The organism is Arthrobacter sp. NEB 688 (genome assembly GCF_013201035.1).
In the GTDB taxonomy this organism is placed as follows: Bacteria; Actinomycetota; Actinomycetes; order Actinomycetales; family Dermatophilaceae; genus Phycicoccus.
Window position 1 is genome coordinate 686,063 of record NZ_CP053707.1, and the last position, 13,434, is coordinate 699,496.

Below are 13,434 nucleotides of genomic sequence, written 5' to 3' on the forward strand. Positions count from 1 at the left end.
TGGGCGGGGTGGACATTGCTGCACCGGAGAGAGGTCCCCCCATGACGACACGCACGACCCCCAGCGGCGTCGAGCGCACGTTCGGTCGCGACGAGATCATCGTGACCAAGACCGACCTGCAGGGTCGGATCACGTACGCGAACGAGGTGTTCTGCCGCGTCTCGGCCTTCGAGGAGGCCGAGGTCCTCGGCAAGCCGCACAACATCATCCGCCACCCCGGCATGCCCGCCGGCGTCTTCAAGCTGCTCTGGGACCGCCTCCAGGCGGGCCAGGAGCTCTTCGCCTACGTCGTCAACATGGCCGGCGACGGTGGCCACTACTGGGTCTTCGCCCACGTCACGCCGACCTTCGACGCCCGCGGCTCGATCATCGGCTACCACTCCAACCGGCGGCTGCCCAGCCGTTCGGCCCTCAACGTCATCGAGCCGCTCTACCGCGAGATCCGGTCGCACGAGGCCTCCTTCGGCCGCGCGACCGAGGCGTCCGCGGCGGGTCTGGCCTTCCTGCACGAACGGCTCGAGCAGGTCGGCATGACCTACGACGAGTGGGTCTGGTCCCTCGCGACGGAGGTTGCGGCATGAGCATCGTCACCGGGCGCCGGCGTGCGTCCAAGGAGAAGGGCGGCCCCGCCCGCCGCAGCGAGGTCGAGGTGCTGCGCGAGGCGCTCGCCGAGGCCCGTCGGGTCGCGGCCGCCGCGGCCGCCGGGGACTCCGAGGCCCGCTTCACCCGCATCGAGGGCGAGGACGCCTGGCCCGAGGTGACCGGGCTGCGGCTCGCCCTCAACGACTCGCTCGACCGCACCGACGCCTTCGCCCGCGAGGTCACCGGCGCGCTCGAGGCCATCATCGAGGGGCGCTACTACCGCCAGGTGCTGCCCGCCGGCCTCTTCGGCTCGTTCCTGCGCGGCGCCGGGGCCATCAACTCCGCCCGCGCCGCGATGATCGAGGCCGAGAGCCGCTCCAAGAACGCGGTCACCGAGCGCCTCGAGCTCGCCGACCGCTTCGAGGAGACCGTCCTCGCCGTGTCGCAGCAGGTCGCGGCCGCCTCCACCGAGCTGTCGGCCACGGCCGCCAACCTCGGCCGGTACGCGGAGGACGCGGTCGGCCAGGCCGACGCCGCGACGACGACGATGGCCAACCTCGACGGCGCCTCGCGCGAGATCGAGAACGTCGTCGGCTTCATCTCCTCGGTCGCCGCGCAGACCAAGCTCCTCGCCCTCAACGCGCAGATCGAGGCCGCCCGGGCCGGCACCGCCGGGCGCGGGTTCGACGTCGTCGCCTCCGAGGTGAAGTCGCTCGCGGAGACCACGGCGAAGTCGACCGAGGACATCACCAACCAGGTCCAGGAGATGATCGCGGCCTCCGGCCGGAGCATCAACGCGATCCAGTCCGTCCACGGCATGGTCCGCGACATGTCGCCGATGGTCGACGACCTGCGCTACGCCGTCGACGGCAACTCGTCGATGGGCGACCAGGGCTACGGGCTCGACCCGCGGGTCGGGCAGGGCCTGGCCCAGATGGCCGAGATGCTCCGCGCCGAGGTCGGGACCTTCCTCGACGTCATGCGCCGCACGTAGGCGCTCCACCGGCTGGACGGGCACCGCTCGCGCGCACTCCGGAGCGCGGTCGGTGCCCGTCCTGCGTCCCGTGCACCATTCGACGAAAGCGACGATCGATGCACGGTGCCGGCCCTCCGCAACCACCGTGCACAAGTCGTCGAAAGCGGCGATTGGCGCACGCTGCCGGCCATCCGCAACCACCGTGCACCGATCGACGAAAGCGACGATCGATGCACGCTGCCGGCCCTCGACGGCCAGGTCGGGTGCGGCTCAGGTGTGGTCGCGCAGGTACCGGCCGAAGTGCGGGACGGTGAAGGCGATGAGACCCCGCTCGCCGGAGTAGATCAGGCCCTTCTTGAGCAGCGCGTCGCGCGCCGGCGAGAGGGACTGCGGCTTGCGGCCCAGGTGGGCCGCCACGTCCGAGGTCGGGACGGCGTCGGCGTCGTCGGTGCCCCCGGCCGCCGCGGCCACCTCGGCCATCGCCCGCAGGTACTCCCGCTCGCCCGGCGTCGCCCGCTCGAACCGTGACCCGAAGAACCCGACGGCCAGCTCGGCCTCGGCCTCCGGGGCGGCCACCTCGACGTCCGCGACGGTGATGGGCGAGCCGGGCGCCCTGTCCCACACGGCCTTCCCGTAGGCCTGGATGAAGTACGGGTAGCCGCCCGTCGCGAGGTACATCGCGGCGAGCGCGTCGGGCTCGTACTCCGCGCCCTCCTCCGCGGCCGGGCGGACGAGCGCCGCGGCGGCCGCGTCGCGGTCCAGCCGGTCGATGCGCGAGTAGCGGAAGAGCCGCTCGGAGTACGACTTCGAGGCGGACAGCACGGCGGGCAGGTGCGGCAGCCCGGCCCCGACGACGATGAGGGGCAGCCCGGTCTGGCTGATCTCGTGGGCCGCCGCGCACAGGGCCGAGACGTCCTCGGGGCCGAGGTCCTGCATCTCGTCGATGAACACGGCGATGCCGCGGCCGGTGTCGGCGGCCGTCCCGCCGAGGTCGGAGAGCAGCTCGACGAGGTCGATCTCGACGTCACCCGAGTCGGCGCGCCCCGAGACCGCCGGCACCGTGATGCCGGGGTTCCAGCGGTCCCGCAGCTTCGGCGCCGACCGCGCGGTGCGCCCCGTGTCGGGCTCGCGCTGCGCGAACGAGCGGATGACCCCGAGCGCGTGGTCGCCCGCGCCCCCGGCGGGCCCGAGCTCGCGGACCGCCTGGTGCAGCGCCGAGGACAGCGGCCGGCGCAGCGACTGGTCGGGCCGGGCCTCGAGCTTGCCGGTGCCCCACCCGGCGCGCACCGCGGCCGAGCGCAGCGCGTTGAGCAGGACCGTCTTGCCGACACCGCGCAGCCCGGTGAGGACGACGGAGCGCTCGGGGCGGCCCCGGGCGACGCGCTCGAGGACGACGTCGAAGGCGTCGAGCTGCTCGTCGCGGCCGGCGAGCTCGGGGGGTCGCTGGCCGGCGCCGGGCGCGTAGGGGTTCCGGATCGGGTCCACGATCACACCGTATGGGCTTCTCTAGCCCTCACCCGATACATCCGCAGACACGGCGATCGTGTCGCGACCTGACATGGCACCGCCCATGTCAGCCCGGCCGGGGCCCTCGACGACCGCTCGCACCACCACGGCGACCGTTCACCGACGCCGGAGGGCCTACCCGTGGGTCACCCGGGGCCCGGGGGAACAGTCGGGGCGGCCCCGGACCCGCGCACGACGACACCACACCATCTCGACGACACCACACAACGACGTGAGGACCACGACGATGACCGACCACGCATCGACCGGACCATCCAGCACCACGTCGGCCGGCGGCGACGCCGCCCGCCGCCTCCTGGGCCGACGCGCCCTCCTCGCCGGCGCCGGGGGCGCCGCGACCCTCGCGGCGACCGGCCTCGTCTCCGGCAGCGGGGCGGCCGCGCGCCCGGCCGCCCTCCCCGCCACCGGGGCGGCCCCGACGCCGCTCGCGCTGCTGCGCCGGATGCTCTCCTTCGACACCCAGAACTTCGGCCAGGGCGGCAAGACGCGGGCGCACGCCGAGTGGCTCAAGGGGGTGTGGGACGCGGCCGGGGTGCGCTCCGAGATCATCCCGACCCCGCAGCCCGACAACGTGCACCTCCTCGCCCGGATCAAGGGGACGACCTCGGCCCGGCCGCTGCTGCTGCTCGGCCACTCCGACGTCGTGCCGGTCGAGCGCGAGAACTGGTCGGTCGACCCGTTCGGGGCCGTCGTCAAGGGCGGGGAGATCTACGGGCGCGGGGCGCTCGACATGAAGGGCGCCAACGCGGCGTCGATCGCCGGCCTGCTGCGCCATGTGCAGCAGGGGCACCGCTTCGAGCGCGACATCATCGTGCTCACCGACTGCGACGAGGAGGCCGGCAGCTACGGCTCGGGATGGCTCGCGCAGAACCACTGGGACAAGCTCGACGCCGGGATGGTCCTCACCGAGGGCGGCTGGTTCCTCGCGCAGACCGACGGCACGACGCCGATGCTCGTCACGGTGACGCGGCAGGACAAGGTGTACTTCAACCTCGACCTCTACGCCTCCGGCACCGCGACGCACTCCTCGAAGCCCATCCCGGACAACGCGATCGTCTCGCTGTCGCGTGCCGTGGCCGACATCGGCGACGACCTCGCGCCGGTGCACCTCACGAAGGTCACGCGCACCTACTTCTCGGCCCTCGCGCGCGCCACCGACGACCGGCGCCTCGAGAACGCGATCCGGATGATGCTCTCGACGCGCAGCACGAAGGTCCGCGAGCGCGCCGCCGCCCTCGTCGTCCGGTACTCCGACTACCCGTACCTGCACTCCGCGCTGCTGCGGACGACGACCGCCTTCGTCATCGAGGACGCCGGGTACAAGGAGAACGTCATCCCCTCCGAGGCGCACGTCCGCGTCAACTGCCGGGGCATCCCCGGTGGCGAGAAGCCGCGCGACTTCGTGGCCCGGCTGCGACGCACGTTGCGCGGCAGGGACATCGAGGTCCGCCTCGGGGCGCCGGAGGGCGTCAGCGAGGCCGACTACCTCGACCAGCTCGACGAGACCTGGGCCACCGAGCCGGCCTCGCTCGACACGCCGCTCTACGACGCGATCGAGCTCGCGGCCCGGCGCACCTACCCGAGGGCCGAGTTCGCGCCGGCGCTGTTCGAGGCCGGCACGAGCCTCGGGCCGTGGCGCGAGCGCGGCATCCCCGGGTACGGCGTCTACCCGTACGTCATCGACAACGACCAGCTGATCGGGATGCACGGCAACGACGAGCGGATCTACGTCGAGGCCCTCGAGCGCGGCACCGACTTCATGTACCGCGTGTTCGACGGCTTCCGCGCCTGACCCCGGGCACCGAGCGGACCCGTCACCTCCCGACCACGGTCGAGAGGTGACGGGTCCATCTGTGCCGCAGCCGTTCCCGCCGATCAGCTGCTGCCGTGCGTCTCCTCGCGGACGGTGTCGGCGATCTTCTCGGCGTCCGACCGGCCCGCGCCGCGGGCCACCGCGCTCGCCATCGGGGCGTCCTGCACCTGGACGAGCCCGCGCTCCCGGTCGCCGAGGACGAAGGTCGCGCGGGTGAAGACGTCGGCGCCGGGGGTGGTGACGACCGGGACGCAGCGGAACCGGGCGGTCAGCTCGTCGCGGGTGATCGTCGTGCTCACGTAGCCGCGCAGGTTGGTCCAGAACCGGAGGTCGGGGTTCCACGCGGCCCACGGGTGGGCGCCGTCGGCCTCGTCGTGGCCGTCGCCGCCGGAGGTGATGGACGAGGTGACGAGCTCGGACCCGACGACCCGGTCGGGGTCCCCCGCGTCGAGGTGGAGGTCGCAGGCCCAGTGGGCGTGCACGTCGCCGGTGAGGACGACGGGGTTGCGCACCCCGGCGTCGACCCAGCCGCGCGTGACCCGCTCGCGCGACGCGGGGTAGCCGTCCCACGCGTCCATCGACACGGTCGTCGCGGCGCCGGGGTCGTTGTCGCGGCGGCCGAAGAAGACCTGCTGCCCGAGGAGGTCCCAGCGGGCCCGTGAGCGACGGAACCCGTCGAGGAGCCAGCGCTCCTGCGCGTGGCCCGGCAGCGAGCGCGCCGGGTCGGCGGCGTCGGGGCAGTCCTCGTACCCGTCCCCGCACGCCTGGTCGGAGCGGTACTGCCGGGTGTCGAGCATGTGGAAGGTCGCGAGCGACCCCCAGGCCACGCGCCGGAACATCTGGAGGTCCGGCCCGCGGGGCACGGAGGTGCGGCGCAGCGGCATGTTCTCGTAGTACGCGCGGTAGGCGGCAGCGCGGCGCTCGAGGAAACCCGGTGTCTCCGCGACCTTCTCGGGCACGTCGTCGGCGTAGTTGTTGTCGACCTCGTGGTCGTCCCACACGGCGAGCCACGGGGCCGCGGCGTGCGCCGCCTGCAGGTCGGGGTCGGTCTTGTACTGCGCCTGCCGCTGCCGGTAGCCGGCCAGCGTCGTCGTCTCGGGGCCGGCGTGGTGGCGCCCGACGCCGTCGCCCGGTCCTTCGTACTGGTAGTCGCCGAGGTGCAGGACGAGGTCGGGCCGCTCGTCGGCGAGGTGCCCGTAGGCGGTGAACCACCCCGCCGGCAGGTTGGAGCACGACGCGAAGGCCATCGTCAGGGACTCCGGCGACTGCCAGGGCGCCGGCGCGGTCGTGGCCCGCCCGGTGCGGGTGACGAAGCGGCCGAGCCGGAAGCGGTAGAAGTACTCGCGGCCGGGCAGCAGCCCGCCGACCTCGACGTGGACGGCGTGGGCCCGGGCGGGTCGGGCGGCCACCACACCCGAGCGGACGACCTGGCGGAAGCGCTCGTCCCGCGCGACCTGCCAGCCGACGACGAAGGTGCGGTCGGGCATCCCGCCGAGGCCGTCGGCGGCGAGGGGCTCGACGGCGAGCCGGGTCCAGAGGACGAAGCCGTCCGGGGAGGGGTCGCCCGACGCGACGCCGAGCGTGAACGGGTCGGTGCGGGGGAGGACCGCGGCGGCGGTCGGGCGGGCGTCGGCGCGCGGGCCGGCGAGGGTCGTCGTGGCACCGGCGGCGGCGACCGCGCCGACGCGCAGGAGGGTGCGGCGGGAGGCTGTGGTGGTCATGCGCGCCACCCTCCCCGCCGGTCGACGACCTCCGGGCGAGCGCGGCACGAGGAGCACGTGAAGCGTCCGTGGCCCGCGGGTGGCCGGGGCCCCAGCGGTTCGTCCGCTGCCGGTCAGCGGCGGGTCAGGACATCCCGGGCGGCGCCTCGATGCCGCCGTCTGGCGCCGTCTAGTGCTTCCCCTAGAGAGCCGCAGACTCGGGCATCGACGGTGGTTTGCCCCCGCGACGCGGGCGTGCGACAGTGGCGACAGGGCCCGTCACGGGCTCCCGGACGAGGGGTGCCGTACCCGGTGACGCGACAAGACGGCCCGCAGGAGCACGTCATGTCGTGGGTCGTCCTCGTCCTCTCCGGTGTCCTCGAGGCCGTCTGGGCCACCGCCCTCGGCCGGTCCGAGGGCCTGAGCCGTCCTGTCCCCGCCGTCGTCTTCGTGCTCGCCCTCGCCGCGAGCATGGGCGGGCTCGGCTGGGCGATGCGCGAGCTGCCCGTCGGCACCGCCTACGCGGTGTGGGTGGGCATCGGCGCGGTGCTCACCGTGTCGGTCGCGATGGCCACCGGCGAGGAGCCGCTGTCGCTCGTGCGGGTGCTGCTCGTGCTCGGCATCGTCGGGTGCGTCGTCGGCCTCAAGCTCGTCTCCTGACCGGGCCCGCGCCCCCTCCGTCCCCCGTCGACACCGGGCTACACCGCAGTAACCGTCGCTCCAGCGACACTTACTGCGGTGTAGCGCGCGTCGGTCGCCGGGGTCAGGGGACCTGGGGCTGCGCGCCGTCGGTCGCCTCGAGCGGGCGCCCGGCGTCCTGCCAGGCGCGCATCCCGCCCTCGAGGTTGGCGACCTCGTAGCCCTGCTGCGCGAGCCACGGCAGCACCCGCGCGACGCGCCCGCCGGAGCGGCAGGTGACGACGAGCGGCTCGTCGCGGTCGAGGAAGGGCGCCAGCTCGTCGAGCCGCTGCGGCAGCTCGGCCATCGGGATGTGCAGCGCGTGCGGGGCGTGCCCCCGGTCCCACTCGTCCTGCTCGCGGATGTCCAGGAAGGTCGCGTCGTCGGGGACCGCGGAGACCGGCACGTCGGGGAAGTCGCTCATGCGTCCCAGCATCGCAAACGCCGCGCCCGGCACCGCTCGCGGCGTCCGCGCTACTTGAGGAACTTGCTCGTGCGCCGGTCGGCGAGCGGCTTGCCCCCGGTCTGGCAGGTCGCGCAGTACTGCAGCGAGGAGTCGGCGAAGGAGACCTCGCGGACGACGTCGCCGCACTCGGGGCAGGTCTCGCCGGTGCGGCCGTGCACCCGCATCCCGGCCCGCTTGGCGTCCTTGAGCTCCTTGGCCGGCTTGCCCGAGGCCGTCGCCACGGCGTGGGCGAGGGTCTCGCGCAGCGCGGCGTACAGCCGGGTCACCTGCTCGGCGTCGAGCTTCGCGGCGATCGCGAACGGCGACAGCTTGGCGACGTGCAGCACCTCGTCGGAGTACGCGTTGCCGACGCCGGCGACGATCGACTGGTCGCGCAGCAGCCCCTTCACCTGCATCCGGTGCGCGGCGAGGATGCCGGCGAAGACCTCCTCGGTGAAGGCGTCGGCCAGGGGGTCGGGGCCGAGCGAGACGATGCCCGGGACGTCCTCGACGCGGTTGACGACGTAGGCGGCCAGGCGCTTCTGCGTGCCGGCCTCGGTGAGGTCGAAGCCCGAGGAGTCGTCGAACCGCACCCGCAGCGCGATCGGCGACTTGCCCGGCCGCAGCACCGTCGCGGGCATCGCGTCGGACCAGCGCAGCCACCCGGCCCGGGCGAGGTGGAACACCAGATGCGTTCCGCCGCAGTCGAGGTCGAGGAACTTGCCGTGCCGCGAGACGCCGTCGACGGGCGCACCGACGAGGGCGTCCGGGGGCGGCGTGAACGTCTTGAGGACGTGGAAGCTCCCGAGCTCGACGCCGGTGACGACGAGCCCGTCGGTGCGCTGCCGGAGGAAGTCCGCCAGCGCCTGCACCTCGGGCAGCTCGGGCATGCCCCGACGCTACCGTCCGCCGCCGGTGCCCGGGGCGGTCAGCGCTCGTCCGGGTCCTCGACGAGGTAGTCCGGCGGGTCGTCGGGCGAGGTGACGACGGTGGACGCGTACTCGCGCAGCGTCCGCTGCGGCACGCCGCCCTCCCAGAGCCCGCGCACCCGGCGGGTCAGCTCGTAGCCGTCGGGGCCGCGGACCACCGGCACCTCGAGCCGCTCGGTCGGGGCCGGCGCGATGTCGTCGGTCGCCACGGGGATGACGTGCGAGAGCACCTGCTCGCCGGCGGTCAGCTCGCGGATCGCGACGCCCCGCACCCGGTCCGGGCGGGCCGCCGCGAACTCGGTGTACAGGCGCGGGTCGTGCTGGCCGTCGTCGCCGACGAGCAGCCAGCGCACGTTGGGCAGCTCGCGCGCCAGCCGGTGCAGCTGGGCCTGCTTGTGCTCCTGACCCGAGCGGAACCATCCCGTGTTCGTCGGGCCCCAGTCGGTGAGCAGCATCGGGCCGGCCGGGTAGCCGTTGCGCTGGAGGAAGCGGGTCAGCTGCGGCGCGGTGTTCCAGGCCCCCGTCGAGAGGTAGACCACCGGCGCCTCGGGGTGCGCCGCGAGCAGCTCGCGGTACATCGTCGCCATCCCCGCGACGGGGCGGCGGGCGCCCTCGGAGCGCAGGAACGTGTTCCACGCCGCGATCATCGGCCGCGGCAGCGACGTCGAGAGCACCGTGTCGTCGATGTCCGAGATGATCCCGTGCGTCACCTGCGAGCCGACGACGAGCACCGGCACGTCGATCGTCTCGGCCCGCGGCGAGGAGAGGAACACCTGGTGCCAGCCGGGCGTCAGCCCGTGGCCGCGCACGACGAGGTCGATGAACCCGCCGCGGTCGGTGCGGGTGCTCACGAGGCGCTCGTTGACCCGCACGGTCACCGGCTCCTCGACCGCCGGCGTCGCGAAGAAGGCCCGCCAGCCGCGCGTCTCGGACTCGACGGCGCGCAGCCGGGCGGCGTACGTCGGCTCGGTCGGCTCGTCCTCGGGGCGGCCCCGGGTGTGGATGACCCGGCCGAACACGCGCAGCTGGGTCGTGCTGCCGTAGCCGGTCGACGGGACGATCCGGGTCACCCAGCCGCGGGCCTCGAGAAAGCGCGCCTTGCGGCTGGTGTAGGCATCCTCGACGAGGGCTGCGGCGTGGGGTCGCGCCATGACCCGACTCTAGGACACGCGCGTCAGGCGCTCGCACCGCCGGTCGCCGGCCCCCGGCGCAGGGCCCCGGCGACGACGTCCTCGGCGAGCACGCGCACCTTGACGTTGCGGTCCTGCGAGGTCTTGCGCAGGATCTCGAACGCGTCGTGCTCGGGCACGCCGCGCAGCGCCATGATGACGCCCTTCGCCTGCTCGATGACGGCGCGGCTGGCCATCGCCTGCTCGAGCTGGCCGGCGAGCTCGCGCATCCCGTCGAGGGCGGTGACGGCGACGATGGCGTCCGCGCACCGGCTCGCCGCGACCCGCACGAGGGCGGCGTCGAGGCCGTCGAAGGCGTCGGTGGCCCAGGCGTAGAGGTTGAGCGCACCGACGCACTGGTCGCCGCTGACGAGCGGGACGGCGTACAGGCTGCGCAGGCCGTCCTCGCGCGAGGCCTGGGCGAACAGCGGCCAGCGGCCGTCGTCGGTGCAGAGGTCGCTCACGTGCTGCTCGGCGCGGGTGCGGGCGGCCTCGAGGCAGGGGCCCTCGTCGAGCGCGTACTGGACGGCGTCGATCTCGAGGGTCTGGACGGTCGTGTAGGCGGCGGTGTGCGGCCGGTCGTTGGACAGGACCGTCACGCCCACCTCGTCGCAGCCGTCGATGGCCCGGCGGACCGCGTGGACGACGCGCTCGAGGTAGTCCGACAGCTCGCCCATCGACGCCAGGACGCCGCTCACCTCGTCGGACAGACGGGCCATGAGGGCACCCTGGTCGGTGTCCTCGTCCTCCGGGGGCGGGATGGTCAACGTGTTCGTCATCAGGGGAATCCTCCGAGGTCACCCGGTCTGCTCGACGTGCAGGATACCCAGCGCGCCCGGGTGCGAGGGCCCGCGGATGCCACGATGGGACGCATGCCGCGCCGGTACCGCAAGACCTCGACGGCGGCCCCCGCCGGCTACTTCGCCTGGGAGGCCGCCGGGCTGCGCTGGCTCGGGGCCGCGGGCGGCGCCGCCGTGGCCGAGGTCCTCGACGCCGGCCCGCACCACCTCGAGCTGCCGCTCCTCGACGCCGCGCCCCCGACCCCGCGGGCCGCCGAGGACCTCGGCCGCGGCCTCGCCACGCTCCACGCGGTGGGCGCCGGCGGATGGGGCGCCGGCCCCGACGGCTGGGACGGCGACGGCTGGCTCGGGCCGCTCAGCGAGCCGCTCCCGCTGCGCCTGGGCCGGTGGGGCACCTGGGGCGCGTTCTACGGCCAGGCCCGGGTGCTGCCGCTGGCACGCCTGGGCCGCGAGCGCGGCACCTTCGACGACGCCGACGTCGCGGTGCTCGAACGGCTCGCGGAGCGGGTCGGGTCCGGGGCGTTCGACACCCCCGACGCGCCCGCCCGCCTGCACGGCGACCTCTGGTCGGGCAACGTCGTGTGGACGCGCGAGGGCGCGGTGCTCATCGACCCGGCGGCCCACGGCGGCCACCGCGAGGGCGACCTCGCGCTGCTCGCCCTCTTCGGCGCCCCGGGGCTCGAGCGGCTGCTCGCGGCCTACGACGAGGCCGCGCCCCTGGCCGACGGCTGGCGCTCGCGGGTGCAGCTGCACCAGGTGCACCCGCTGCTGCTGCACGCCGTGCTCTTCGGGGGCGGCTACGTCCGCCAGGCCCTCGACGCCGCGCGCCGCTACCTCTGACCCCCGACCGTGCAGGAATCGACACTTTCGACGATTCCTGCACGCCCGGGCAGCGTCCACCGTGCGCGAATCGACACTTTCGACGATTGATGCACGCCCGGGCCACGCCGACCGTGCACGAATCGACACTTTCGACGATTCCGGCACGCCCGCCCACGGTGCCGACCGGACGGCACTCGACATACTGACCCCATGAGCGAGCGCGTCGACGTCACCCTCCCCGACGGCACGATGCCGGCCCACCGCTGGCTCCCCGAGGGCGGCAGCGGCCCCGGCATCCTCCTGCTGCAGGAGATCTTCGGCGTCAGCCCCTACATCCGCCGCCGCGCCGAGGACCTCGCCGCGCAGGGGTACGTCGTCCTCGCGCCCGAGATCTTCTGGCGCCTCGGCGTCGCGGAGGTCGCCGACGGCCCCGCGATGCTCGAGGAGGCGATGGGGCTGCTCGGCCGCCTCGACTGGGACGCCGCCGTCGCCGATGCGACCCAGGCGCTGCGGGCGCTGCGCCACGACGACGCCGTGACCGGCGGCGTGGGCGTCGTCGGGTTCTGCTTCGGCGGCGGGCTCGGGTACGCCGTGGTCGCGCAGTCGCCGGCGGATGCCCTCGTCTCGTTCTACGGGTCGGCGCTGCCGCAGCTCGTGGAGGCCGTGCCGTCCGTGTCGACCCCCTCGCTCCACGTCTTCGGCGAGTCCGACGCCTACCTCCCGATGGACGTCGTCGAGCGCATCACGACCGCGGTGACCAGCGGCGACGCACCGACCGAGGTCGTCACCTACCCCGGGGCCGACCACGCGTTCGACAACCCCGACTTCGTCAACCACGACGCCGAGGCCTCCGCCGCGGCGTGGTCGCGCACCGAGGACTACCTGGCGCGCGTGCTGCCCACCGGCTGACCCGACCCCGGGAGCCGCTCGCTCAGGCGCAGGCGCAGGGCATCGCGTGGCACTTGGGGCAGCCGTCGGCGTAGCGCGCGAGCGCCGCGTCGAGGTCGACCCCCGTCTGGTTCGCGAGGGAGGCGACCCACGCCACGACGTCGGCGAACTCGTGCTCGCACTGCGCGTGCGTGCCCTTGCGGACGGCCTGCGCGAGCTCGCCGACCTCCTCGGCCAGCCACGCGACGGTGCTCGGCACACCCCGGGCGCGGTCGCGCTCGCCGTAGGTCTGCTCGATGACGCGCTGGAGGTGCCCGAGGTCCATGCCCGGCAGCCTACGAGCCGGGGGTCGGCTCAGTTGAGGGACGCCCCGCCGAGGTCGGTCGGCGTCGGGACCGCCCGGAAGCGCTGGACGATGGCCGTCTCGCGGGTCAGGAGCGAGAGCACGAGCCGCAGCCGGGTCACGGCGTCGGCCGAGTCGAGCACCCGCTGGCGGTCGCTCGGCTCGAGGACCATCCGCTCCACGACGCGGTAGGCGAGGTCGACCGCCCGGCCCTCCTCGACCGGGTCCGCGGTGGCGCCGAGGGACGCGAGGTAGGTCGCGTGCGCGGCGAGCACCCGCGCGCTCAGCGCCTTGAGGTCGGGGTCGGACGCGGCGGCGGGCTCGAGCAGCCACGAGACCCGGCCGGTGAGGAACGAGGTGCCGGCGCCCTCGTCGAGGCCGTCGAGCCGGAAGCGCCGGCCGCCCCGGGCGACGAGGTGCACGACCGCGCCGGCCGAGCCCTGCGCCACGGCCATCGCGTCGACGACGGCCTCGCAGCCGATCTCGTGCAGGTCGGTCGCCGCGCCCTCGCCGACCTCGTGGCCCTGGCGGATCCGGACGATGCCGAAGCGGCGCTCCTCCTCGGGCTCGGCGGCCAGGTGCTGGGCGAGGTCGAGGTAGCGCGGCTCGAAGAGCTGCAGCGGCATCCGGGAGCCGGGCAGCAGGACCCCGCCGAGCGGGAAGATGGGCAGCGAGTCCATGCCCCACTGTAGGCACGCCCGGCGCCCCGGCACCTGATGCACCCGCACCCTGCGCGCGGGCGTCGAGGGCCGCGGCGGGCCG

At 74.4% G+C, this 13,434-nt stretch carries 14 protein-coding genes and 1 riboswitch; of the genes, 6 read left to right on the forward strand and 8 right to left on the reverse strand.

Annotated elements, in window-relative coordinates; genetic code table 11:
• The first annotated feature begins 41 nt into the window (after nucleotides 1-41).
• Nucleotides 42-581, forward strand: a complete 540-nt coding sequence (locus HL663_RS03355; RefSeq protein WP_173027064.1) for a PAS domain-containing protein — start codon at nucleotides 42-44, stop codon at nucleotides 579-581.
• Nucleotides 578-1,576, forward strand: coding sequence for a methyl-accepting chemotaxis protein (locus tag HL663_RS19080; protein ID WP_216842664.1), 999 nt, complete (start codon nucleotides 578-580; stop codon nucleotides 1,574-1,576). Before HL663_RS03355 ends, HL663_RS19080 begins: the two co-directional genes overlap by 4 nt.
• A gap of 252 nt (nucleotides 1,577-1,828) precedes the next feature.
• On the opposite strand, the gene HL663_RS03365 is transcribed toward HL663_RS19080, so the two are convergent.
• Nucleotides 1,829-3,043 (reverse strand): ATP-binding protein, encoded by a 1,215-nt coding sequence (locus HL663_RS03365; RefSeq protein ID WP_173027065.1) that lies wholly within the window; start codon nucleotides 3,041-3,043, stop codon nucleotides 1,829-1,831.
• Nucleotides 3,044-3,311: 268 nt separating this feature from the next.
• Between HL663_RS03365 and HL663_RS03370 the strand changes: the two genes are divergently transcribed.
• Nucleotides 3,312-4,877 (forward strand): M20/M25/M40 family metallo-hydrolase, encoded by a 1,566-nt coding sequence (locus HL663_RS03370; protein WP_173027066.1) that lies wholly within the window; start codon nucleotides 3,312-3,314, stop codon nucleotides 4,875-4,877.
• Between the two features lie 83 nt (nucleotides 4,878-4,960).
• On the opposite strand, the gene HL663_RS03375 is transcribed toward HL663_RS03370, so the two are convergent.
• Entirely contained in the window at nucleotides 4,961-6,619 is a 1,659-nt protein-coding gene (locus tag HL663_RS03375) for an alkaline phosphatase D family protein (RefSeq protein WP_173027067.1), read from the reverse strand.
• A gap of 248 nt (nucleotides 6,620-6,867) precedes the next feature.
• Nucleotides 6,868-6,933: riboswitch (guanidine-III (ykkC-III) riboswitch) on the forward strand.
• 10 nt (nucleotides 6,934-6,943) lie between these two features.
• On the opposite strand from HL663_RS03375, the gene HL663_RS03380 reads away from it, so the two are divergent.
• A complete protein-coding gene (locus HL663_RS03380) occupies nucleotides 6,944-7,258 on the forward strand; it encodes a DMT family transporter (protein WP_173029967.1) in 315 nt (104 codons plus the stop codon).
• A gap of 103 nt (nucleotides 7,259-7,361) precedes the next feature.
• Here the strand turns inward: HL663_RS03380 and HL663_RS03385 are convergent, their stop codons facing one another.
• From HL663_RS03385 to HL663_RS03400, 4 genes are read right to left on the reverse strand one after another with little or no spacing between them, the layout of a single operon-like run.
• Nucleotides 7,362-7,700, reverse strand: coding sequence for a rhodanese-like domain-containing protein (locus HL663_RS03385; RefSeq protein WP_173027068.1), 339 nt, complete (start codon nucleotides 7,698-7,700; stop codon nucleotides 7,362-7,364).
• Nucleotides 7,701-7,750: 50 nt separating this feature from the next.
• Nucleotides 7,751-8,611 (reverse strand): Fpg/Nei family DNA glycosylase, encoded by an 861-nt coding sequence (locus HL663_RS03390; RefSeq protein ID WP_173027069.1) that lies wholly within the window; start codon nucleotides 8,609-8,611, stop codon nucleotides 7,751-7,753.
• Nucleotides 8,612-8,649: 38 nt separating this feature from the next.
• The gene (locus HL663_RS03395) at nucleotides 8,650-9,801 is read right to left on the reverse strand and encodes an App1 family protein phosphatidate phosphatase (protein WP_173027070.1); all 1,152 of its coding nucleotides are present in this window, start codon (nucleotides 9,799-9,801) and stop codon (nucleotides 8,650-8,652) included.
• A 23-nt stretch (nucleotides 9,802-9,824) separates the two neighbouring features.
• On the reverse strand, nucleotides 9,825-10,598 hold the full coding sequence (locus HL663_RS03400) for a GAF and ANTAR domain-containing protein (protein WP_173027071.1): 774 nt from the start codon (nucleotides 10,596-10,598) through the stop codon (nucleotides 9,825-9,827).
• Between the two features lie 93 nt (nucleotides 10,599-10,691).
• Here HL663_RS03400 and HL663_RS03405 point away from each other — a divergent pair, with 93 nt between their 5' ends.
• Nucleotides 10,692-11,459 carry a fructosamine kinase family protein gene (locus HL663_RS03405; RefSeq protein WP_173027072.1) on the forward strand — a complete coding sequence of 256 codons (768 nt, stop codon included), beginning with the start codon at nucleotides 10,692-10,694 and terminating at the stop codon, nucleotides 11,457-11,459.
• Between the two features lie 192 nt (nucleotides 11,460-11,651).
• A complete protein-coding gene (locus HL663_RS03410) occupies nucleotides 11,652-12,350 on the forward strand; it encodes a dienelactone hydrolase family protein (RefSeq protein WP_173027073.1) in 699 nt (232 codons plus the stop codon).
• Between the two features lie 22 nt (nucleotides 12,351-12,372).
• On the opposite strand, the gene HL663_RS03415 is transcribed toward HL663_RS03410, so the two are convergent.
• Together HL663_RS03415 and HL663_RS03420 are read right to left on the reverse strand one after the other, a co-directional pair.
• Nucleotides 12,373-12,654 (reverse strand): MazG nucleotide pyrophosphohydrolase domain-containing protein, encoded by a 282-nt coding sequence (locus HL663_RS03415; protein ID WP_173027074.1) that lies wholly within the window; start codon nucleotides 12,652-12,654, stop codon nucleotides 12,373-12,375.
• A 29-nt stretch (nucleotides 12,655-12,683) separates the two neighbouring features.
• Nucleotides 12,684-13,352 carry an LON peptidase substrate-binding domain-containing protein gene (locus tag HL663_RS03420; protein ID WP_173027075.1) on the reverse strand — a complete coding sequence of 223 codons (669 nt, stop codon included), beginning with the start codon at nucleotides 13,350-13,352 and terminating at the stop codon, nucleotides 12,684-12,686.
• Between the last annotated feature and the right edge of the window lie 82 nt (nucleotides 13,353-13,434).